Here is a 22,127-nt window from a genome sequence, read left to right as displayed (position 1 = left end):
CATAGCAAGAAACAAAAGGCCGTCGCCCACAGCGACGGCCTTTTTTTTAACTTTTCTCGTAAATGATAAATAAACTCATTCCGGTTTTTTGCAGGTGCTGCGTCTTACTTAGGTATGTGGGCAAATCAGGTCGGGCAGGGCAGCCCCAAACACCGGATTTGTTCAGCAGAAAGATTTCGTCGTTGTCCAGCCAGATGACCGCGCCCGGGGAGGGGCCGGTCGGCCATGTACTGAGATGTCGCCCCGTGGGCCGTTGACAGTGCGTGGCTCCCTTGTGCCGACAACGGCGGGCCCCTCGGCCCAATGGACTTCCACTTCTACCAATAATAGAGAGCACGATGTCAGCAATTCATGAGTTGAAACCTCTGTTCAAGGCACTCGTCATGTCCCGCGGCCTGCGTTCGCGTCGCGTATTGACCGGTCTGGGGCTGGTCTGCGTTATGCCACTCAGCGCCCAGGTGATGGCTGAAGACGTCAGCATCAACATTCCTGCTCAGTCGTTGCCGCAAGCGCTGCAAGCCTTCGGTCAGCAGACCAATCAACAAGTGATCTACAACGCTGACGACATGGCGGGCCTCAAGAGCCACGCGGTCAGCGGCAAGATGAGTCCGCAAGCGGCCGTCGCCGAACTGCTCAAGGGCACTGGCGTACGCTACAGCGTCGAGGGCAATACCCTGATGCTGGTGCGCAGCACTGCCACCGAAGGCCTGGAACTGGGCGCGACCACTATCAGCGCGCAACAGGTTGGCGCGACGACCGAAGGCAGCAACTCGTACACCTCCAACGCCGTGACGATCGGCAAGGGCACCCACACCCTCAAGGAAATTCCGCAGTCCATCACTGTGATGACCCGCAAGCAAATGGACGATCAGGACCTGGTCGACCTCAAGGATGCGCTCAACCAGACCACCGGCATCGTCGGCCTGCAAGGTGTCGGCAAGGGTTTGATCATTTCTTCCCGTGGTTTCCAGATCGATGACTGGCAGTACGACGGTGTGCCGATCCCGCGTAACACCTATTCGCTGGGCAACTGGGCTACCCAGGACCTGATCTTCTTTGATCGTCTGGAAATCCTGCGCGGTGCATCCGGGCTGTTGCAGGGCACCGGTAGCCCTGGCGGCGCGATCAACCTGGTACGCAAGCGCGGCCAGTCTGCTCCGACTGTGGCCATCACCGGCAAGGCCGGCTCATGGGATCACTATGGTCTGCAAGTTGACGCTGGCGGCCCGCTGAATCAGGCCGGCAACATTCGTGGTCGTATCGTTGCCGACGAAGATCAGAGCAATTCCTTCGTCGACAGCGAGTGGAGCAAGACCCACTCGCTGTATGGCTCGCTGGACTTCGATCTGAGTGATGACACCACTCTGGGCCTGGCGGTCAGCCGCACTGAAGGCGAATCGCGCCCAATGATCCGTGGCCTGCCACGTTACGCCGACGGTTCGATGCCGAACATCGGCCGTTCGACCTATGGCGGTGCCAAGTGGAACCACTCGCAGATCGATGTCACGACCCTCTACGCCGATCTCGAGCATCGTTTCAACGACGATTGGGCGTTCAAGGCCGGTGCTGTGCAAATGACCGAGACCAACACCTCGAAAAGCCAGCGCCTGCAAAGCTCCGGTGCCGGTCTCAAGCCTGATGGCAGCGGCCTGCAATATGCCGACTTCGTCACCGACTTCGATTCCACCAAGGTTGGTCTCGACATGAACCTGAACGGCAAGTTCGAAGCCTTGTCGATGCAGCAGGAAGTCATGCTGGGTGGCAACTACTCCCAACTGGAAACGGATGATCTGCTCGCCCGGACCTTCAACAACAGTGCCACCGACACGATCTTCAACATCAACAACAATCGCCCGGACATCAGCTACGACAGCTTGCTCAATACGCCGGGCGGGCGTGGGATCAAAAGCAAATACGATATCCGCCAGAAAGGTCTGTACGGTACCTGGCGTGTCAAACCGGTCGACGACCTGACTCTGGTGTTGGGCTCGCGTGTCAGCTGGTATGACTTCAGCTACAAGGCCAAGAACCAGGCTGCATTCACTGACACGTTTGTCGCCGATACGCCTAGCACTTCGAACGAAAGCGGTGAAGTCACCCCTTATGCCGGTATCGTTTACGACCTGAGCCGCGAGTGGGCGGTGTACGCCAGCTACACCGACGTGTTCCAGCCACAGACGAACCGTGATGCCGGTGGCTCGATACTCAAGCCGATCGTCGGCACCAACTATGAAATCGGCCTCAAGGGCGAGCTGATGGACGGTCGGGTCAACACCTCCCTGGCCCTGTTCCGGTATGACCAGGAAAACCGCGCCGTCGATGATATTTCCGGCGGTATGGAATGTGACGGCTGGTACTGCTCGACCGCTGCGGGCAAAGTGCGTAGCCAGGGCCTGGATGCCGAAATCAGTGGTGCGGTAACGGACAACCTGCAGCTGTTTGCCGGTTACACCTACAACACCACCAAGTACCTCGACGACCCGGAAATGGAAGGTCGCACCTTCAGCACCTGGACGCCGAAACACATGCTGCGCGTGTGGGGCAACTACCAGTTCACCGGTGACTTGAACCGTCTCAGCACAGGTCTGGGTTTCACCACGCAGAACCACACCTTGGGCTACGAGGGCAACTACGAGGTGGCGGGTTACACCGTGTGGAACGCGCGTGTCGCCTACCAGCTGACGCCGGAGATCGGTCTGGCGGTCAACGCCAACAACCTGTTCGACAAGCAGTACATTACGTCGGCGTACAACCAGCTCAGCGGCAATAACAACTTCGGTGATCCACGTAACGTGATGTTCTCCGTGAAGTACACCCCAGAGTTCTGATGCTCTGACGAGTCGCTGAAGCGAACCGGCCCACGCTCCTTGAAGGAGGGCGTGGGCCGGTTTTTTTGTGCCTGGATTTCTTTCGCCAGGTCGACGGCAGCACACAATTGCAGGCATAAAAAACGCAGAAACCAAAGCTTCTGCGTTTTTCGTTAACAGGCTCTGAACGATCAGTCGCGCGCCGTCGCCTCACAATCCAGGAGTACGGTTTCAAAGGAATCCAACAGTGTTTCGCCGTAAATCATGCTGCGATGCGGCAATGGCGAGTGGACCGAGCCTTGCAACTGCCCACTGACGTTGTGTTGGCGCAATACCTGCTCCGAGTGCAGCACTTGCTCCAGAGTCTTGTGCGACAGCGACCACCAGCAACTGGCTCTGACGTTGAGCAGCGGCAGCGAAAACGCGTCGAAGCTTTTGACCAGTCGTTCGTGGATGTCGAACGCCTGGGCATTCATGATTTCCTGCTTGATGGCCTCCAGCGTCGTGATCATCGCGTGTTCGTCAGTGGCGGCTTGCTGGCTGGCCCATCGATAGAAAGCCTTGAGATCGGTCGTCGGGTTCTCGGCGATGTAGCGCGCCGCCGGCTCCTCCAGATGGGCGAACATCAGACTGAACATTTCCACGGCGACGGACAGTTCGTTTTCTGCACTGAAAAAATCGGGATTGTCTTCTTCCCGGGGTTTTCGTGGCAGATCCGCAGGGAAGATGCTTTCCGGCAGCGTGGTATCGACCAGGCCCAGGAACGTTACCTGTTTGCCTTGGCGCTCCAATTCGGCGGCCACGTCCATGGCGATCGCGCCGCCCAGTGACCAGCCCATCAGGCGATAGGGTCCGTTGGGACACTTGTCGACAATCTGCTCGGTGTATTCGGCAATCATCTGCGGCCAGGTCTGGGTGCTGGCATCCTTGTCGGCGAAGCCTTTATGCATGATGCCGAAGGTGCGGGTGTGCTTGCTCAATCGCTTGGCCAGCGGCTGATAACAGAAGACGATACCGCCACTGGGGTGCATGCAGAACAGCGGGGGAGCCGATGAAGTCGTGCCGCTGAGCTCGACCACGCATTGCACCTGCTGTTGATGCTCCATGGCGATAAACCGGGCCAGCACTTCGACCGTGGGGTGCGCGAGCATTTGCTGCAGGGCCAGTTTGATCCCCAGTCGGGCGTTCAAGGCAGCGATGAACTGAATGGCCAGAATCGAATGCCCGCCCAGTTCGAAAAAATTGTCGTCCAGACTTACCCGCTCGACGTGCAGCGCCTCCTGCCATAGCTCGGCCAGTGCTGTTTCGAGCGGAGTTTGCGGCGCACGAAACGTGGCGTGGGTCTGATGGATCTCGGGCAAGGGCAGCGCCTTGCGATCCAGTTTGCCGTTCGGGCTCAGTGGCAGGGCGTTCAGCACCATCAGATGGCCAGGCACCATGTAGCTCGGCAACTGGCGTGTGAGCTCAGCCTTGAGGGTCTCGCGCAGTAGGCGTTGTTGCTGCTCGCCCGAAGAGGCGACCACATAGGCGATCAATTGTGTGCCGGTCACCGCTTCGTGAGCGATCACCACGGCCTCACGCACGGCTGGCATTTGCAGCAGGCACGACTCGATTTCACCAAGCTCGATGCGGAAACCGCGAATTTTTACTTGATGGTCGAGGCGCCCGACGTACTCGATGACGCCGTCGGCGTTGTAGCGAGCCAGGTCGCCGGTGCGATAGAGGCGTCCGCCCTTGAGGCTGAACGGGTCCGGCATGAAGCGCTCGGCGGTCAGATCTGGTCGATTGAAGTAACCACGCGCGAGCTGGTCACCGGCAATCATCAGTTCGCCCACGGTACCGACGGGTACGGGTTGGCCACCGGCATCGAGCAGATACACCGCGCGGCCGGCCAGCGGTCGGCCGATCGGGATGGTTTTGGGCAACGGCGTGCGACCGCTGACGTAGTCGGTGCAATCTTGCAGTGTCGAGTCGACTGTGGCTTCGGTCGGGCCGTAGACATTGAGCAGGCGCACGTGGCCAAGACCGGCCTGGCCCCAGGCAGCGACTGTTTGCGGTGGCATCGCTTCGCCGCCGACAACCATTTGGCGAAGTGATCCGTAATCACGCGGGCCGGCGGCAGCGAAGTCCTTGGCCAGCATGTTCCAGTACGTCGTGGTCAGTTCACTGACGGTGATTTTTTTCTCCAGCAACTGCTGATACCAGGTCTCGCTGTCCCAGATAGCCTGCCCGCGCAGCACCACCGAAGCACCGCAGATCAGGGCCGGGTAAAGCTGATCGACAAACGCATCGAAATTGAAGGTGCCATATTGCAGCAGGCGGTCGGCCGGCGTCAGACCGTGGAACTCCAGGCCGATTTGTGCGTGACGGGTCAGTGCCGAGTGAGTGATACCCACACCTTTCGGGCGACCGGTGGAGCCCGAGGTGAACATCACGTACGCCAGATTGTTGCCGACGGTGTGGCAGGGCGGATTGTCGGTATGACTGTCATCGAGAGGGTCGATGGCATCCACACATACAACGTTGACCGACGGTGTGGATGGCAGACGTTCAAGCAGCGAATGTTGCGTCAGCAGGACGCCCAGACCGCTGTCTTCAATCATCCAGGTCAGGCGTTCCTGTGGGTAGTCGGGGTCGAGCGGAACATAGACGCCTCCAGCCTTGAGCACGGCCAGCAGGCTGATGATCATGTGCGCCGAACGCTCTACGGCGATACCCACTCGGACTTCAGGGCCGACGGCACATTCGATCAGGGTTCTCGCCAGTTGGTTGGCCGATGCGTTGAGCTGCGCATAGCTCAGTTGCAGGTCGCCAACGATCAGCGCGAGCGCGTTGGGTGTTGCCCGTGCCTGACGCTCGAATAACTGATGCACGCTTGCGTCGGGCAAGGCCGAGGCGGGCGGGTTCCATTCCTTCAGTTGGACTCGGCGTTCCTCAAGACTCAGTAGTGGCAGCTCGCTCAGCGCGCAGTCCGAATCCTCGGTGATGGCCTGCAACAGGTTTTGCCAGTGACCGGCAAGACGCTGGAGGGTCGCGGGGGTGAACAAGTCGCGACTGTATTCAAGGCTGGCGTCCATGCCGTCGAGCGAGTAACCGACGTCCAGCGACAGGTCGAATTTGGCCTGGGTTGTCCCCGCCTGCAGAAAGTCCAGCACCAGGTCGCCCAGCATCAGCGGACTGTCGCCAGGCGCTTGCGTACGCCAGTTGAACAGCACCTGGAATAACGGATTGGCTTGTCTGTTCGACTGCAACTGCATGGCGTCGAAGCTCAACTCCAACGGGTAGTCGGCATGATCCAGTGCGGCGAGAGTTTCGCGGCGCAGGCGCTGGAAAAAGTCCTTGCACGGCAGCTGCGGATCTATCCGTACGCGATAGACCTGAGCGCTGACGAAAAAGCCCACCAGCTCCTGGGTTTCGCTGCGATTGCGGCTCGCGTTCGGCACGCCGACCGTGAAGTCATGCTGGTTGCTGTAGCGGCTCAACAACAGCTGCCAGGCGCCGAGAGCCACCACAAATGGCGTCAGTCCAGACTGCTGGCAGAACCGGTTCAAGTTTCGCGTCAGCGCCGCAGACAGGCTGAAATCGTATTTGCCTGCCGGATGGGTGTTTTGTTCGTGGCGCGGGAAGTCGGTCGGCAGGTCCAGCGGCGGCAGGGTGTGTCCGAGGTAGTCGCGCCAATAGTCGGCGCTGGCTGCGCACGCTGCACTGTTGAGGTATTCGCCACGCTGCCAGTTGGCGTAGTCGGCGTATTGAATTGCGGGTCGCCGCAACGGTGAAGGGTTGCCAGCCCCGACCTGTGCATACGCTTGCATCAAATCCTGCATCAAAATGGCATTGGACCAGGCATCGGAAGCGATGTGGTGCATGTTCATCAGCAGCAGGTGTTCATCATCGGCAATCTGTAGCAGCGTCGCCCGCATCAGCGGCGCCTGCGTCAGGTCGAAGGGCTTGCCGGCTTCGCTGTACATGCGCTGGGCAAGCTGTGCTTCGCGAACTTCGGTGCTCAGGTTGCGCAGATCCTCGAAGGCAAGTTTCAGTGTCGCGAGCTGATCGACGACTTGCATCGCCACGCCGTCGATCTCGACAATCGCACTGCGAAGGACATCGTGGCGATCGATGACTTTGTTCAATGCCGCTTCCAGATGCCGGGCTTTCAGCGTGCCTTTCAGGCGCACGGCACGCGGAAGATTGTACGCGGCGCTGTCGGGGTTCAGCTGTTGCACGAACCACAAGCGCTGCTGCGCGAACGAGAGTGGCGCCGGGGCCAGGTGGGGGCGGGCGGGGATGCTTTGGAGTTGCACGCCGGCATCGGCTATCAACAGCGCCAGCACCTCATCATCGAGTAAGTCGTTCATCGGTCTCTCGTGGTTGGCAGCGCCGTGGTCGCTGACGGCGTTGCCGGCAGCCGGGTTCACGGCGATAAACATTCAGGTTCAAGGCCGACAGCACGGACGTGCCGTCGGCAGACATGACGCAATCGCTCAGGCGGTTTCGAGGGGCTTTTTATGGGTGACGACCCGGCCACCTTCCATGCGCACCAGTTGATCGGCGACGTCAAAATAGCGGTCGTCGTGGGAGATCACGATGATGGTCTTGCCCATCTGTTTCAGCTCCGGCAGCAGTTCGGTATAGAAAATCCGCCGGAAGGCCGGGTCCTGGTCGGCAGCCCACTCGTCGAACACCAGCACCGGACGCTCCTCCAGCCAGGCGTTGATCAAGGCCAGGCGCTTGCGCTGGCCGGTGGACAGATCGGTGGTGCTGAAGACGCCGTTCTCAATGCTCACCTTGTGTGCTATTTCCAGGCGCTCCAGATAACGGCTGGCGTCGGCGGGTACCTGTTGATCGCCCTGTACCAGTTCGTCGAACAGGTAGTAGTCGGCAAAAATGGTCGTGAACAGTTGGCGGTAGTCATCACGGGCGCGGGCATCAACCACCTGGCCGTTGAGCAATACTTCGCCGCGTTGTGGCGCGTACAAACCCAGCAACAGTTTGATCAGTGTGGTTTTACCGCCGCCGTTTTCGCCGACGATAAACACGATGTCACCCTGAGCGATGTTTAGATTGACCGGGCCCAACTCGAAGGCAGCACTGCCTTTGACGGCTGGAAATGCGTAATGCACGTTGTGCATTTGCAGGTGCTGGACGGGGGCTTTACTTGCCGGCGCCGATTCGCTCAGCAGCAGGTGAGGTTCCGGCGAGGAAAACTGTTCGGCCAGATCATTGATGCGTTTGAAGGCGATGTTCGCGCGGCTGATCACCGGCAACGTGGTGATCAGGTATTCCAGCGGGCCCTTCATGTACAGCAACACCAGTACAAAACCGCTGAGCACGGCTTTGTCAGTGCCAAGCCACAATGACTGGAGCGCCAGTACGAGGCCGATGACGACGAAGAACAGCATCGAACCGAACGTTTTCGCCATGACGAAAATGTTGACCGAGCGGATGTGGGTTTTGCAGATGAAATCAGCGGTGCCTTCGATGCGCTGGCTGAACATGCGCTGGCGGCGAGGCCGGTGAATACGCAACTCTTTGGCGCCGGCGGCAATGGCGCTGTAGTGCTTTTGCAATTCATCTTCGGCTTCACGAGCCGTTTCGAAACCTTTGATGCCTTTGTTGCGGGCGACGTATTGCACCGCAATGCCAATCACCAGGGCTACCAGTAACAGGATAAACATCGGCAACGACAGAAACGCCAGATATCCCAGGCAACCGAGGGTCACGGTAAAGGCGATGGCCAGCGGCGCGAAGGAAAAGGCAAAGTCACTGACCGTGTCGACGTCGTGGGTCAGCACCGGAATCAAGCGGTGGCTGCGGAACCGTTCAATCTGTTCGATGGGTGCCAGCAGAACCTTTTCCCCCAGGGATTTACGCAACCCGGCAATGATGTGCTGGCCGACATGGTTGGTGCCGATGTCCGACAGAATCGAGGTCAACAGGGCAAACGCGCAGAGCCCGGCAAACGTCGCCAGCACCGTGGGCGATGGACTGCCTGAGCCGTTCAGGGCTTTGTTGATGGTCGCCAGCAGGGCGGTGACGCTAACGCCACCGAGCATGCCGAGCAGGATCGACAGCGCCACGACGACCCGGTAAGGCTTGAGCAGGCCGAGGACTTCACTGATGGCTCCGCGCGATTTTGTGGTCATGGAGGTTTCCGCTTTTAGTGCCGGTCAAGGCATTGGTTCAAAGGTTGGGCTGGTTAAAAGACGAAACCCGCGAGCAGCGATTTAGCCGCCCGCGGGTTTATCGAGGACTCAGGCGACGAGTGAGCGGCCGGCGCCGCAGTAGCGCTCGGCGTTAGAGGTCGCGCGCCACGCGAAAGCCGATCCAGTCGCCGCGCTCTTCGGGAGCCAGCGCATTGCGGTTGCCGGAGCGGGAGAACACCGGCGCTTCACCCCAGTCGTTGCCGCGAATACGCTTGAACTGGCACTTGCCGGTTTGCCACGCGCTGCCGTCGCTCGGTGCGCCTTCGTAGTTTTCGTTGTAGCAATCGGCGGTCCATTCGTAGACGTTGCCGTGCATGTCGTACACACCAAAGGCGTTGGCTGCGAAGCTGCCGGCCGGCGCGGTGAAGTTGTAGCCGTCGGCCGCACCGTAGGTGTTGGCGTGCTTGGCGATGCTGTATTCCTTGCCCTCATCGAACGGAAAAGGGAAGGGGCCGCTGGTGCCGCCACGGGCGGCGTATTCGCGCAGAGACTCGCTGACCAGTCGGTACTGCTTGCCGGTTTTCTTCGACAGCCAGGTCACGTAGGCGTTGGCCTCGGCGAAGTTCATGCACACCGCCGGATGCTTGTCGGTGTACTGCTTGCGCGGGTCGCTGCCGGCATAGTCCGGGATCCCGGCCTTGCACGCGCGTCCCGGGCGGGGATCGCCATCCGGCATGACGTAACCGGTGTCCTTGAGGTAGGCGAACCACTCGCCCTTGAGGACCTGGAAGCGGCTGATCGCCAGAGGCTTGGCGAATGTCACCGGGTGCATCGGGCCTTCGTCCGGTTCGCGACCGACTTCGTCTTCAGGGGTGCCCATGGTGAACGTGCCGGTTGGCAGCACGACCATTTCCGGGCAGTCCTTGCAGTCCTTGAACACCTTGCCCGGTGCGGGAGCGGTGGCGGCCTGGGCAGCGGTCGGCAACAGGCAGGCGGCGAGGGCGGTCAGCATCAGCGCCGACAGGCTCTTCACGGCAAAACGAGGCAATTCACTGTTCATTTCGAGTCTCGTCAAAAGAAAAAAAGTTCGGGCTCATAACGCCTTATCCAGAATCGCGAGCAGGCGGTCGATTTGCGCTTCGTCGTTGAGCAGCCCCGGCGCGGTACGGATTACCGGCCCGACATCACGCTCTACGGCATCGGCTACCACTTTGTTGGTCATCAGATACGCCGCGATCTTGTCGCTGTCCTTGCCCTTTACCCGGAAGAAGGTGAACCCTGCGGACAGTTCGGGGCTCAGTGGCGTGACCAGTTCGATTTGCGGGCGCTGTTGCAGGTGTTTTTTCAGGTAGCTGTTGAGTGCGTGAATGCGCGCCTCGACTTCGGCCTTGCCCAGTTGCAGGTGCAATTTGAAGGCTTCATCCAGCGCCCACCGATGCTCGAACGCGTGATAGCCGCCGGGCGTCATCGTGGTGGCAAACGTTGTCGCTTCAGAGAACGTCGGAATGATCGGCGTGACGTATCGGACGTCTTCGAAGCGGCTGCAAATGATCCCGGTGCCACGCGGACCGAACATCCATTTGTGGGTGCCGGCGACGAAAAAATCGCAGTTCATCTGCGCAAAGCTCAGGTTGTCCACGCCAAACCCGTGAACGCCATCCACCACGTAAATGATCCGGTCGGCATCGCTACGTCCGCGGTTGTGCTTGTCGACGAGGGCGCCGATGTCACCGATCGGCAGCTTCACGCCGCTGCCTGAATGCACCCAGCACATACCCAATACGCGGGTTTCGGGGCGAATGGCGCTGTCGATGGCGGCGAGGATTTCGGTTTTTGTCGCGGTTTGCGGGTCCTTGAACAGACGGATCTTGCGCACCTGGGTGCCATCACGTTCCTTGCGCAGAGCGAGGATGGTGTGAACGGCATAGTGTTCGTGGGCGGTCGTGAGGATTTCCTGATCAGGGCGCACATGCACGCCGCCATAAATCGTCGCCAGACCTTCGGTGGTGCTGCCGGTCAGGGCGATCTGTCTGGCATTGGCTTGCAGGTATTTACCCGCCCAGACCCGCACGTTTTCTTCGCGCTCCTCGATCACGCCCAGGTCCCAATCCATGGCCAGACCGGGATTTTTATCGAGGGCGGCGCGATGCTGTTCGATCGCTTCGCGCACAGGTCTGGGGTGCGAGGTGATCAGGAAGTTGGAGAAGTGCAGGTAGTCCGGGTCCTGATCGAACAGTTGCTGCAATTGCGTCCACTTATTGCGCGGCAGTGGCGCAGCGGGCGAAACACTGGCGATGCTCGGCAGACTCGCGCCCAATGGCAACGCGGCAGCAAGAATCCCCGCCTGCTTCAGAAAGTCACGACGATTGCTCATGGCTTGGCGGCTCCCTGCGCTGTGGCCAGCGCCGGTTTGGCGGATTTTTCCACCTGATCCCAGACGCGCAGGAAGTTGCCGCCCCAGAGCTTGGCGATGTCGGCTTCGGTGTAGCCACGCGACAGCAGTTCGGCGGTGACGTTGCGAATCTCGCCGACGTTTTCCCAGCCTTTGACGCCGCCGCCCTCGTTGAAGTCCGAGCTGATGCCGACGTGGTCGATGCCGATCTTTCTGACCGTGTAATCGATGGCATCGCCGAGGTCTTTGAGGCTGGCCTTTGGCTCGCCCTCAAGGATTGCGTAGAGCTGGCCGGCGTACTCGCCGAACTTCCGTTCTGACCACGCCGAGATGATCGGATCGCCGGGCATCAAAGCCATGGCCAGGTTCGGCAATGGCGGCAGGTCGTAGCGTTTGCGTAACTCGTTGAGCCTGTCCTGGGTCTCTTGGGTGAGCGGTCGCAGGTATTGCGAGAAACCGACGACCTGCACCACGCCACCGCTGTTCTTGATCAGCTGCATTTCCTTGTCGCTGAGATTGCGCGGGATATCCACCATCGCCCGAGGTGCCGAGTGCGAAGCCACCAGTGGCGTACGGCTCAGCTGCGCCACTTGCTCCAGGGCCTTGGTCGACATCTGCGACACGTCGATGATCACGCCCAGGTCGTTCAGGCGTTTCACCGCTTGTTTGCCCAGATCGGAAAGGCCATCGAGGGCGTCCGTTGAATCATTGAAAAACGGCAGCGGGCGCGACGAGTCAGCCCAGTCGTTGTTGCCGATGTAGCTGAAGCCGAACATGCGCATGCCGCGCGCCGTCCACATATCCAGCAGGTTCAAGTCATGGCCCAGTGGATAGGCGTTGAGCATGCTGATGAAGATCGCGAACTTGCCTTCGCCGTGCAGGCGGCGGAAATCGGCCGGGGTATAGGCAATGCCAACCTGATTGGGGAAGTCGCGGACCATGCCGGAAATGATTTTGTATCGCACTTCCTGCTGGTTGCGCGCCTCGTCGACAAAGCCTGCGGTTGGTCTGTGCGGGGCGTTGGCGCCGTTCCAGATTTCCGGCCAGCCAAAGATCGTCAGTGCCGCGCCCGACAGGCGTCCGCGGTTAGCCTTGACCAGGTCGAACTGCTCGCTGCCGTCCTTGTCGACTTCATTGCCGGTGGTGCCGAAGTTCTGGGTGATGGTGATGTGGCTGTCGAACGAGAGCATGTGTTCGTGCAGTTCTTCGGCTTGCTGCATGACTTTGCGTGGATAGCCGGGATTGTCCTTGAACCAGATATCCCAGACCGCGAATCCGGCCCCGGCGCTGATTGCCAGAGCCAGCGGCAGGCCAATGTAAAAAGCCTTTTTCGAACGTGGTTTTGTCATTGCCATCTCAGTCAGGTTCGCCGTCGAGGTGCAGGCACAGAGGCCTTTGCTATCTGGGAAGAACGAGTGGGCGACGGCGAAATTTAGCCCCGCCAACCTGTGCTGAGGTGATCCGTGTTGTCGGGCTTAAATTTGCCGGGGCAGTAAACGTTCTAGCTTGGATAAAGCCTGCTTCAGGGCTGACACAGGTAGGGCAATGAGGATTTCTCGACGATGGTTCATGGCAGGCCTGGCGCTGACCGGCGCTGCCGTGCCTGCAGCTTATTTCGGGCATCGCGAATGGACGAAGCCTCACCCGACAATCACTCCCGGTGAGGCGTCGTTCGACGTCGCCGACGTGGCCGGGCAACGCCTGGCGAACGCACTGCGCGGGGTCTGGAAGATCCGTTTCACGGGGCGTGACGCCGGCCTCGATGGGTTGCCAGCTCAGGGCCTGGAAGTGTTTATCGACATCGGTCAGAAAGGTCGAGGTGTGTGCGGCTTTCTCGACACGCCGCAGCGTCTGCGCTCTGCCGAAACACCGCGTTACCGAATACTCGGCGATCTGGCCGGGGCCGAGTCTTCGAAACTTAGCTGGCGGTTGCTCGGCACTGGCGGCAGCGTCGACTACGAACTGAGTATGGTCCTCGACGAAGTCTGGGCCGATTTCGGTAATGCCGGCAGCGGCACGCTCAGTGGCAGCGTGCAGCGTCTTGATCGCGCGTTGGCATTGCCGGCGCAGGATCACCGTTTCATAGCGGTCAAGTGTCTGTTCCCGGAAGCGCGTCAACGCACACCGCTGAATCCGCCATTGCTGGCCTGGCTGGTGTCGCCCGAACATCGACTGTTCCATCAGGTATGGCACGCCTCGCGCGACAAGTGGCACACCCTGTCCGAAGACAAGCGCAACGCATTGCGCGGTCTCGGCTGGCAGCCCGGCCCGCGTGATCAGGAGCGCGACGCTCGTGGCCCACGTAAGGATCGCAACGGTTCGGGCGTCGATTTCTTCTTCATGCATCGGCACATGCTCGGTACGGCGCGCTCCCTGCAGGATCTGCCGTCGTGGGAATTCTTCCCGCTGCCGCAGCCAGAGCTGGTACGCGATCGTCAGGGCTTTGCCCGATATTTCGACAACCATGACGGCACGGCGCTGCCGCCGACATGGCTCGCCGAGGGCGACGACGAATTCAGCCAATGGGTCAGCGATATCAAGACCGCCGAAACCTATCAGAGCAACTTCGAAGTCTGGGAGTCGCAGTACCGCGACCCGCAGTACCTGTCGAAGCTGACCCTCGGCCAGTTCGGTTCCGAAGTGGAGCTGGGCCTGCATGACTGGCTGCACATGCGCTGGGCCTCGGTGCCGCGCGATCCATCCAATGGTCAGCCAGTGCCGCTGGCCCGTGATCTGGATGATTTCGCCGCACGCTGGTTCGCGCCGGAGAACGACTTCCTCGGCGACCCGTTTTCATCGCATGTGAGCCCGGTGTTCTGGGCTTTCCACGGCTGGATCGACGACCGCGTGGAAGACTGGTTCCGTGCCCACGAACGGTTTCATCCGGGGCAAGTGACTCGTCTTGAAGTCAACGGCGTAAAGTGGTTTGCCCCGGGGCGCTGGGTCGAGGTTACTGATCCGTGGCTGGGGCCGACCACGCACGGTTGCAGCACCGTCCCCGGCTTGCAGGTTGGCAAATCCGTGGAAATGGATCCGGAAACCATGAAGCTGGCGCTGCGCATCGTGTTCGGCGCAGATGAGAAGAAGCTCGAAGGCTTGTTCCGGCGAGTGCCGAAGCGACCTTGGTATGCGCGTAATCTGAAAGCCAAGACCAACCAGGCTTAGGGATCGCGTTATCGCTTATTCGCGAGCAGGCTCGCTCCCACATTCGACCGCGGTCCTTCAACAGGAATGAGATCCAGTGTGGGAGCGAGCCTGCTCGCGAAAGCGGGCTGACAGCTGATCCGGTTACATCGTCTGCCAACCACCCCCGAGTGCCTTGTACAACGCAATGCTTGCCTGCATCCGCGACAATCGCAGCTGCACATTCTGATCCTGCGCTGCATATAACGTGCGCTGCGTTTCCAGTACGGTCAGCAAGTCCTCGGCGCCGGCCTGATAGCGGCTCTGCGCGATGTTGAACGCGGTCTGCGCCTGACTAAGTTCTTCGCTCTGCCACTGACGCTGGTCATCGAGGCCGCGAATGCTGTTCAGCGCTTTTTCCACATCGGCAAAGCCATTGATGATTGCGCCGCGATAGGTTTGCAGCAGTTCTTCCTGGCGAGCCGTGGCCTTGTCGCGCTCGGCGCCGAGCCGACCATTGTTGAAAATCGGTGCGACCAGCCCGGCGGTGAGGTTGTAGAACGGGCTGCGCCACAGATCGTCTGCCTGATTGGCGCCGGTGCCGAGGCTGGCGGTCAAGGTGAGTTTGGGCAGCATGGCCGCGCGCGCTACGGTGACATCTGCCTGGGCTGCCGCCAGTTGTGCTTCGGCGCGGGCGATGTCCGGGCGGCGGGTCAGCAACTCGCTGGGAAGGCCGGCGGATATCGGCGGCCATTGCAACTGATCGAAGGATTCCTGGCTGAGCGACACGTCTTGCACCGGTCGGCCGAGCAGCGCGGCCAGACTGATCTGTGCCTCCCCGGCCTGTTGCTGGACGGCTGGCAACTGGCGCTGCTGCGCGGCCACCAGGCTTTTTTGCTGAGCGAGCTCAAGCGCGGTGGCGGAGCCTGCGTTGTAGCGGGTTTGCACTAACTGCAGGACGTTTTGCGCGTTGGCCAGATTGAGTTCGGCGATGCGGCTCTGCTCCTGCAAGGACAGGAGCTGCGCATAGCTGTTGGCGACGCCACTGAGCAGCGTCAGCTCGACGGTGGCGCGGTCGAACTCGCTGGCTTGCAGGCTGAATTGCGCACTGTCGCGCGAGGCGCGCTTGCCGCCCCAGAAGTCGATTTCGTAACTGGCACTCAAGCCGACATCGAAGTAGTCCACCGCCTTGTTGGTGCTGTCGGCATCGAGTTGACGGTAGCCACTGCCGCGGAGCAGTTTCTGCCGATTGGCGTTGCCGGTGCCCTGTATTTCCGGCAGTTGCGATCCACCGGCGATCACCGTCCCGGCACGCGCCTGACGCACGCGCGCAATGGCCGCGGCGAGGTCGTAACTGCCGACCTGGGCCTGTTCGATCAGTTGGTTGAGTTGCGGGCTGGCGAATCGTGTCCACCAACGCAAGTCATTGCGCTCGGCATTGGCGCTGTGAGGTGACTGCCAGGTGGCGGGCGGCGCTATGCCGCTGTCCGGGCGTTGGACGGGACTGGCGCAGGCACTGAGGATCAGGCATACGGTCAACAGGCTGAGGCGCGGTTTCATAGATCGATCATTCACTGGTAAGGGCCGTGACCGGGTCGAGCCGGGCAGCTTTGCGGGCCGGCATGAAGCCGAAGACAACACCGGTTACCAAGGCGCAGCCAAAAGCGCCCAACACGGCCATCAAAGAAAAGGCGACGGCGACCTCGCTGAGAATCAGCACACCACCGACCATCAGCGCCAGCGCGATCCCGGCGATGCCGCCGACCACCGAGAGCATCACCGCTTCAGTGAGGAACTGGCGCAGGATGTCGCGCTGGCGGGCGCCGGTAGCCATGCGGATCCCGATCTCGCGAGTGCGCTCACGCACGGTCATGAGCATGATGTTCATCACGCCAATGCCACCGACCAGCAGCGAGATGGCAGCAATCGAACCGAGCATTAGCGACAGGGTATTTTGCGTGCGGGCTTCGGCCTGGATCATTGCGGCATTGTTGGTCAGCTCGAAATCCTTTTTGCCGTTATGCAGGCGCAACATCAATTGTTCGATGGCCAGTTCGGTGTCCTTGACCTTGCGCGCGTCTGCGGCGGCGATGGCCACATACTCGGGGTCGCGTGTGCCGAACAGGCGCACGCTGGCGGCGGAGTAGGGCACGGCGATGCGATTGTCGCTGTCCGAGTCGCCGGAGCTGGCGCCTTTTTCCGCGAGCACGCCAACCACCTGGAAAGGCACGTTCTCGATCAGGATGTATTGGCCGATCGGGTTGGCCACATCCTTGAGCAGTTTGGTGCGCACCTTGTGGCCGATCACCGCGACGGCTGCCGCGTTCTGCTCATCGGCCTCGGTGAAGTAACTGCCCTGAACCACCGGCCAGTTGAAAATCGCCGGGAAATTGGTGTCGTTGCCGCCGACATAACTCAAGTGATCGGCATTGCCGAAACGCACACCGGCCTCGGAGCCGTTGACCGGCATGATCCGCTGTACCTGCGGCAGGCTCGCCAGCGCATGGACATCGTCGAGAGTGACGACTCCCGGCGGCGTCCGCGGATTGGGTGCCGAGCCACTGAGATAAATGATGTTCGAGCCGAACGCGCCCATTTGCGCCATGACCTGACGCTTGCTGCCTTCGCCCACTGCGAGCATCACCACCACCGACGCCACGCCAATGATGATCCCCAGCAAGGTCAACGCCGTGCGGAAGCGATTGATCCACATCACGCGCCACGCGGCGTGCAGTGCATCGATCAGTTCGCCTTTCCAGGCACCGGTGGCTTCGGCCCCTTCGCTCAGACGCTTGCGCAGATCGACTGCTTGCAAGGCGCCGGGATTGGCGCTGGTTTGCGCTTCGGGATTGTCCCTGGCGCTGTCGCTGATGATCAGGCCGTCGCTGATTTCGATGATGCGTTTGGCGCGGGCCGCGACTTCGCGGTCGTGGGTGATGAGGATCACCACGTGTCCCTGGCTCGCCAGCTCGTCGAGCAGCGCCATGACTTCCTTGCCGCTGTGACTGTCGAGGGCGCCAGTCGGTTCGTCGGCCAGAATGATGTGGCCGCCGTTCATCAGGGCGCGGGCGATCGACACCCGTTGTTGCTGACCGCCGGAGAGCTGATGCGGACGGTTGCCGGTGCGTTCAGCGAGGCCGAGGCGGTCGAGCAGGGCGGCGGCGCGCGCGTGGCGTTCGGCGGCGGGAATACCGGCGTAGATGGCCGGCATTTCGACGTTTTCCTGGGCCGAGCCGGACGGAATCAGGTGATAGCCCTGGAACACGAAACCAAAGGCTTCGCGGCGAAGCCAGGCCAGCTCATCGCTGTCCAGGCCGGCAACGTTTTCCCCGGCAAAGCGGTATTCCCCGGCAGTGGGGCGGTCGAGACAGCCGAGGATGTTCATCAGCGTCGACTTGCCCGAGCCCGACGCGCCGACAATGGCCACAAATTCGCCGGCATGGATCGACAGGTCGATGCCACGCAGTACGTGAACTTGCGGCGCGTCGCCGCCACCGTAGGATTTGCGGATGTCCTGCAGGTCGATCAGAGGCGTTTGCATTCAACCTCCGCTGCCGTCAGCCGGGCCGATCAGCAAGTGGTCGCCTTCGTTCAGGCCATTGAGGATCTGCACTTTCAAGCGGTCGCTGATACCGGTCTGTACCTCGCGGGATTGAACTTCGCCATTGGCGGCGATCACCCGGGCGGTCTGGCGGTCAGCTTGGGCGCTGCCTTGCAGGGCGGCGACCGGCGCGGTCAGCACGTCTTTCGCCTGGTTGGCTACGAAGAACACTTGGGTGGTCATCTCGGCCATCAAGGCGTTATCGGCGTTATCAACGTCAAGCAGCACGGTGTACAGCACCACTCGGGCGCTGCCGCTTTTGCTCGAACTGGACGGGCTGCCGCCGCCCTGACTGGTCTGATCGAGCGGTTTGGGGGGGACCGGCAGGATTTGCCGCACGGTACTGTTCCAGCGCCGGTTACCGCCGCTTAGGGTGGTGAAGTACGCGGACATGCCGGGTTTGACGTGGCCGATATCCGCTTCGGATACCTCGGCCCATACAGTCATCGGCGAGAGTTTGGCGATGCGCAAAATCAGCGGTGTCTGCTGTTGCGCGTTGAGGGTCTGGCCTTCCCGAGCGTCGAGCGCAACCACGGTGCCTGCCATCGGCGCATAAATGCGCGTGTAGCCGAGTTCGGCCTGATCGCTGCGCAAACTGGCTTCAGCCTGGCGGATCTGCGCGCGGAACATGTCGATGCGCGCCTGCGTCGCCTTGAGCTCGGCGCGGGCGGTCTGCACGTCTTCTTCACGGGTGGCGCCGCCCGCGGCCAGATTCTGCTGGCGCTGGTATTTCTGCCGCGCCAGTTCATGTTGGGCCTGTTGTTCCTGCAACTGTGCCTTGAGGTTTTCGATGGAAAACTGGCTGGCGTCGAGTTTGGCCTTTTGCGTGGCGGGGTCGATTTCCACCAGCAACTGACCCTCCTTGACCACGTCGCCAACTTCGACATGGATTTTGCGGATCTGCCCGGACGCCTGTGCGCCGACGTCCACGTAGCGCCGTGGCTGGAGGGTTCCCAGCGCAGTGACGCTGCTTTCGATGTCGCCGCGGCTCACTTGCACGGTGGCGAACTTGTCCCGGCTGGGCGGCAAAATCTGCCAGGCAGCAACGGCGACTACGGGAATCAGACAAAGGGCTACGAGCAGGGCGCGTCGGGCGGGGCGGGGACGTTTCATGCAGGGTTCCGGCCAGTGGAAATCGACCCGTCATTCAGTCGGCACCGCACGCGGGTCACGACCGAACGCTGGCGCAGAACGCGACAGACACGGGGAGCTGTCCTTTAAACGAGGAAAGGGGCGGTAAATTTAAGCGCTGAAAAATGCGCTAACAGGTATAGCCCCTAACAATTTGTCGGGCAAATCGAAACAAGTCTTTAAATCTATATGAGAATTACTATAAATTACGCATCTGAAATTGCCACCATCCTGCCACTGTCGTTTTGACCGTAGCGGAGCTGGCTCAAGGATCGAAACCGCATCGCTGCGGCCGGGAGTCATGTTGGAAAACTACTATCGCGAGCTGGTGTGTTTCCTGAACGCCAAGCTGGGCAACCGTCAGGTGGCCGAGGATGTGGTGCATGACGCTTATCTGCGGGTGCTGGAACGCTCCAGTGAAACGCCGATCGAGCAACCTCGGGCGTTTCTTTATCGCACCGCGCTGAATCTGGTGATCGACGATCATCGGCGCAATGCCTTGCGTCAGGTCGAGCCGCTGGAAGTGCTCGACCATGAAGAGCGCTATTTCACCCCGTCCCCCCACGGCACGCTCGATCATGGCCAACGCCTGGAGATGCTCCAGCGGGCGCTGGCGGAATTACCACAGCTGTGTCGTGACAGTTTTCTGCTGCGCAAGATTGAAGGCCTGTCCCACAACGAAATTGCCGAGAGCCTCGGTATTTCCAAAGCGCTGGTGGAAAAACACATCGTCAATGCCATGAAACATTGCCGCCTGCGGATCAAACAATGGGATGTCCATTGATCTTTCCTCGTTAAATTTTTTTTCACCGTCCTCGTTCCTACTCAACAGACGATCTGCTGTCCTGCTTCGGGCCGGTCAGGTCACCCAGGCTTTAGCCCCACGGTTGAGGGGTTCATCCAGAGGACACTGGAAATGACACAGGCAATTGCATCGCCCATCGTTCACGATCTGATCGGCGTCGGTTTCGGCCCTTCGAACCTGGCGTTGGCCATCGCGCTGCAAGAGCGCGGGCCGACGCAGGGTGAACTGGATGTGCTGTTCCTCGACAAACAGGCCAACTACAGCTGGCACGGCAACACCCTGTCGACCCAGAGCGAGTTGCAGATTTCCTTCCTCAAGGATCTGGTGACCCTGCGCAATCCGACCAGCCCGTACTCGTTCGTCAATTACCTCAAGTACCACGGTCGCCTGGTGGATTTCATCAACTTGGGCACCTTCTATCCGTGCCGCATGGAGTACAACGATTACCTGCGCTGGGTCGCCGGGCAGTTCACCGAGCAGAGCCGTTATGGCGAAGAAGTGCTGACCATTGAGCCGGTGCTGCACAACCATCAGGTTGAAGCGCTGCGCGTCATTTCCCGCGACAGCCAGGGGCAACAACATGTGCGGACTACCCGTTCGGTGGTGGTCAGTGCCGGTGGCACGCCGCGTATTCCCGAGGCGTTCAAGGCGCTGAAGGGCGACAACCGTGTGTTCCATCATTCGCAATACCTGTCGCAGATGGCCAGGCAGCCGTGCGTCAACAATCAGCCGATGAGCATCGCGATCATCGGTGGCGGGCAGAGCGCGGCGGAAGCGTTCATCGACCTGAACGATTCGTTCCCGTCGGTGCAGGTCGACATGATCCTGCGCGGCTCGGCCCTCAAGCCGGCGGACGATAGCCCGTTCGTCAACGAAGTGTTCTCGCCGGAGTTCACTGACTTGGTGTTCCAGCAGAACAGTGCCGAGCGTGAGCGTCTGGTCAACGAGTACCACAACACTAACTACTCGGTGGTCGACATTGACCTGATCGAGCGCATCTACGGCATCTTCTATCGCCAGAAGGTTTCCGGAATTGCCCGTCATGCGTTCCGCACCCTGACCACCGTTGAGAGTGCTACCGCCACCGAACACGGCATCGAGTTGGCGGTACGCAACAACGCCACTGGCGAAGTCAGCGTGCGCCTGTACGACGCCGTGGTACTGGCCACCGGTTACGAGCGTCAGATGCACCGTAAATTGCTGGCGCCGCTGGAAGAATATCTGGGCGAGTTCGAGGTTGATCGCAACTACAAACTGATCACCGATGAGCGCTGCAAGGCTGGCATTTACATGCAGGGCTTCTGCCAGGCCAGTCATGGTTTGAGCGACACATTGTTATCGGTGCTGCCGATTCGTGCCGATGAGATTGCGGGCTCGCTGTATGAACATGGCAAGCATCGTGGGCACCGTTCGATGGCGGATTTGCTGTTGGCGACTGCCAGCTGAATCTGCGCCGCCTGATACACCGCCATCGCTGGCAAGCCAGCTCCCACAGTATTTTGTGTGATGTCAGCTATTGCTTACACAACACTGATCCCTGTGGGAGCTGGCTTGCCAGCGATGGCGGCAGATCAGGCACCATCACCGTTGATGAGCCACCGCCTTCGCGAGCAGGCTCGCACCCACATTTGGATCTTCGATGAATACAAAAACCGTGTTCGCTGGAGATCCCCTGTGGGAGCGAGCCTGCTCGCGAAGGGGCCCTCAAGAACAGCAAAAAGTCCTTCCTGAACGCTTCCTGAAGATCCGGCACATTCCCCGCCACACTGCTTTTCACGGGTTTACTCTCCAGACATCGAGGCGTAAGCTTCGCGCGTTTTCATCAATAGCGGAGACCCACAGTGGGTACTTGTTCGAGTGACAGTTGTCGGCCGGTCTCGGTAACCGGCAGATTCTCGGCAAGATAACGCGCATTTTTTTTGCCGTTGTCTCGCCGTAAAAGCGAGCAGCGGCATCCCCTACATGACCAGTCCTTGGTCATGTCTTGATGTCCTTCTCATCGACGCTGAACAGAGCGTGATGTCGAATTTAAAGTCGCCATCGCAGCCCTATCGACACGCCTGTCTTTTCTGACCGGCGCGCCATGCCTTGCCGTGCCGGTTTTTCCGGCGGACGAGGCGCGGTC

At 60.4% G+C, this 22,127-nt stretch carries 12 protein-coding genes; 4 read left to right on the top strand and 8 right to left on the bottom strand.

The features are described 5' to 3' along the window. Positions 1–338: 338 nt before the first annotated feature. Positions 339–2,828: a TonB-dependent siderophore receptor gene (locus AB4P92_RS05840; RefSeq protein ID WP_395599086.1), complete on the top strand. Its 2,490-nt coding sequence runs from the start codon at positions 339–341 to the stop codon at positions 2,826–2,828. A gap of 170 nt (positions 2,829–2,998) precedes the next feature. Here AB4P92_RS05840 and AB4P92_RS05835 read toward each other — a convergent pair whose 3' ends face one another. The 5 genes from AB4P92_RS05835 to pvdM all read right to left on the bottom strand — a co-directional run bounded on the left by AB4P92_RS05835 (position 2,999) and on the right by pvdM (position 12,691). Continuing rightward, positions 2,999–7,162 carry an amino acid adenylation domain-containing protein gene (locus AB4P92_RS05835; RefSeq protein ID WP_395599658.1) on the bottom strand — a complete coding sequence of 1,388 codons (4,164 nt, stop codon included), beginning with the start codon at positions 7,160–7,162 and terminating at the stop codon, positions 2,999–3,001. A gap of 126 nt (positions 7,163–7,288) precedes the next feature. Continuing rightward, the gene (locus AB4P92_RS05830) at positions 7,289–8,950 is read right to left on the bottom strand and encodes a cyclic peptide export ABC transporter (protein ID WP_150596861.1); all 1,662 of its coding nucleotides are present in this window, start codon (positions 8,948–8,950) and stop codon (positions 7,289–7,291) included. Between the two features lie 151 nt (positions 8,951–9,101). After that, the gene (locus tag AB4P92_RS05825; RefSeq protein WP_395599085.1) at positions 9,102–10,010 is read right to left on the bottom strand and encodes a formylglycine-generating enzyme family protein; all 909 of its coding nucleotides are present in this window, start codon (positions 10,008–10,010) and stop codon (positions 9,102–9,104) included. Positions 10,011–10,043: 33 nt separating this feature from the next. After that, on the bottom strand, positions 10,044–11,324 hold the full coding sequence (locus AB4P92_RS05820) for an aminotransferase class V-fold PLP-dependent enzyme (protein WP_395599084.1): 1,281 nt from the start codon (positions 11,322–11,324) through the stop codon (positions 10,044–10,046). Beyond that, complete coding sequence (pvdM, locus tag AB4P92_RS05815) at positions 11,321–12,691, bottom strand: pyoverdine-tailoring dipeptidase-like protein PvdM (protein WP_395599083.1); 1,371 nt, start codon at positions 12,689–12,691, stop codon at positions 11,321–11,323. The genes AB4P92_RS05820 and pvdM overlap by 4 nt, the downstream gene beginning before the upstream one ends. A gap of 196 nt (positions 12,692–12,887) precedes the next feature. On the opposite strand from pvdM, the gene AB4P92_RS05810 reads away from it, so the two are divergent. After that, entirely contained in the window at positions 12,888–14,507 is a 1,620-nt protein-coding gene (locus tag AB4P92_RS05810; RefSeq protein ID WP_395599082.1) for a PvdJ/PvdD/PvdP-like protein, read from the top strand. 123 nt (positions 14,508–14,630) lie between these two features. On the opposite strand, the gene AB4P92_RS05805 is transcribed toward AB4P92_RS05810, so the two are convergent. The 3 genes from AB4P92_RS05805 to AB4P92_RS05795 are packed head-to-tail and all read right to left on the bottom strand — an operon-like array spanning position 14,631 to position 19,179. Next, positions 14,631–16,025 (bottom strand): efflux transporter outer membrane subunit, encoded by a 1,395-nt coding sequence (locus AB4P92_RS05805; RefSeq protein WP_395599081.1) that lies wholly within the window; start codon positions 16,023–16,025, stop codon positions 14,631–14,633. Between the two features lie 7 nt (positions 16,026–16,032). Continuing rightward, entirely contained in the window at positions 16,033–18,006 is a 1,974-nt protein-coding gene (locus AB4P92_RS05800) for a MacB family efflux pump subunit (RefSeq protein ID WP_395599080.1), read from the bottom strand. Then, complete coding sequence (locus tag AB4P92_RS05795; protein WP_395599079.1) at positions 18,007–19,179, bottom strand: efflux RND transporter periplasmic adaptor subunit; 1,173 nt, start codon at positions 19,177–19,179, stop codon at positions 18,007–18,009. It abuts the gene before it with no gap. Between the two features lie 319 nt (positions 19,180–19,498). Here AB4P92_RS05795 and AB4P92_RS05790 point away from each other — a divergent pair, with 319 nt between their 5' ends. Together AB4P92_RS05790 and AB4P92_RS05785 are read left to right on the top strand one after the other, a co-directional pair. Beyond that, on the top strand, positions 19,499–19,981 hold the full coding sequence (locus AB4P92_RS05790; protein ID WP_315903197.1) for a sigma-70 family RNA polymerase sigma factor: 483 nt from the start codon (positions 19,499–19,501) through the stop codon (positions 19,979–19,981). A gap of 132 nt (positions 19,982–20,113) precedes the next feature. Continuing rightward, on the top strand, positions 20,114–21,448 hold the full coding sequence (locus AB4P92_RS05785) for a lysine N(6)-hydroxylase/L-ornithine N(5)-oxygenase family protein (RefSeq protein WP_261735628.1): 1,335 nt from the start codon (positions 20,114–20,116) through the stop codon (positions 21,446–21,448). The last annotated feature ends 679 nt before the right edge of the window (positions 21,449–22,127 follow it).

Origin of the sequence: Pseudomonas sp. A0308 (genome assembly GCF_044218815.1) — a bacterium.
Lineage (GTDB): Bacteria > Pseudomonadota > Gammaproteobacteria > Pseudomonadales > Pseudomonadaceae > Aquipseudomonas > Aquipseudomonas iridis.
Note: the sequence above shows the minus strand (reverse complement) of the source record. Positions and strands in the feature narration are given on the sequence as shown.

What these genes read in the sequence shown, in the direction of transcription:
- AB4P92_RS05840 (WP_395599086.1), top strand. Translation starts at nt 339, where the DNA reads ATGTCAGCAATTCATGAGTTGAAACCTCTGTTCAAGGCACTCGTCATG.
- AB4P92_RS05835 (WP_395599658.1), bottom strand. Translation starts at nt 7,162, where the DNA reads ATGAACGACTTACTCGATGATGAGGTGCTGGCGCTGTTGATAGCCGAT.
- AB4P92_RS05830 (WP_150596861.1), bottom strand. Translation starts at nt 8,950, where the DNA reads ATGACCACAAAATCGCGCGGAGCCATCAGTGAAGTCCTCGGCCTGCTC.
- AB4P92_RS05825 (WP_395599085.1), bottom strand. Translation starts at nt 10,010, where the DNA reads ATGAACAGTGAATTGCCTCGTTTTGCCGTGAAGAGCCTGTCGGCGCTG.
- AB4P92_RS05820 (WP_395599084.1), bottom strand. Translation starts at nt 11,324, where the DNA reads ATGAGCAATCGTCGTGACTTTCTGAAGCAGGCGGGGATTCTTGCTGCC.
- pvdM (WP_395599083.1), bottom strand. Translation starts at nt 12,691, where the DNA reads ATGACAAAACCACGTTCGAAAAAGGCTTTTTACATTGGCCTGCCGCTG.
- AB4P92_RS05810 (WP_395599082.1), top strand. Translation starts at nt 12,888, where the DNA reads ATGAGGATTTCTCGACGATGGTTCATGGCAGGCCTGGCGCTGACCGGC.
- AB4P92_RS05805 (WP_395599081.1), bottom strand. Translation starts at nt 16,025, where the DNA reads ATGAAACCGCGCCTCAGCCTGTTGACCGTATGCCTGATCCTCAGTGCC.
- AB4P92_RS05800 (WP_395599080.1), bottom strand. Translation starts at nt 18,006, where the DNA reads ATGCAAACGCCTCTGATCGACCTGCAGGACATCCGCAAATCCTACGGT.
- AB4P92_RS05795 (WP_395599079.1), bottom strand. Translation starts at nt 19,179, where the DNA reads ATGAAACGTCCCCGCCCCGCCCGACGCGCCCTGCTCGTAGCCCTTTGT.
- AB4P92_RS05790 (WP_315903197.1), top strand. Translation starts at nt 19,499, where the DNA reads ATGTTGGAAAACTACTATCGCGAGCTGGTGTGTTTCCTGAACGCCAAG.
- AB4P92_RS05785 (WP_261735628.1), top strand. Translation starts at nt 20,114, where the DNA reads ATGACACAGGCAATTGCATCGCCCATCGTTCACGATCTGATCGGCGTC.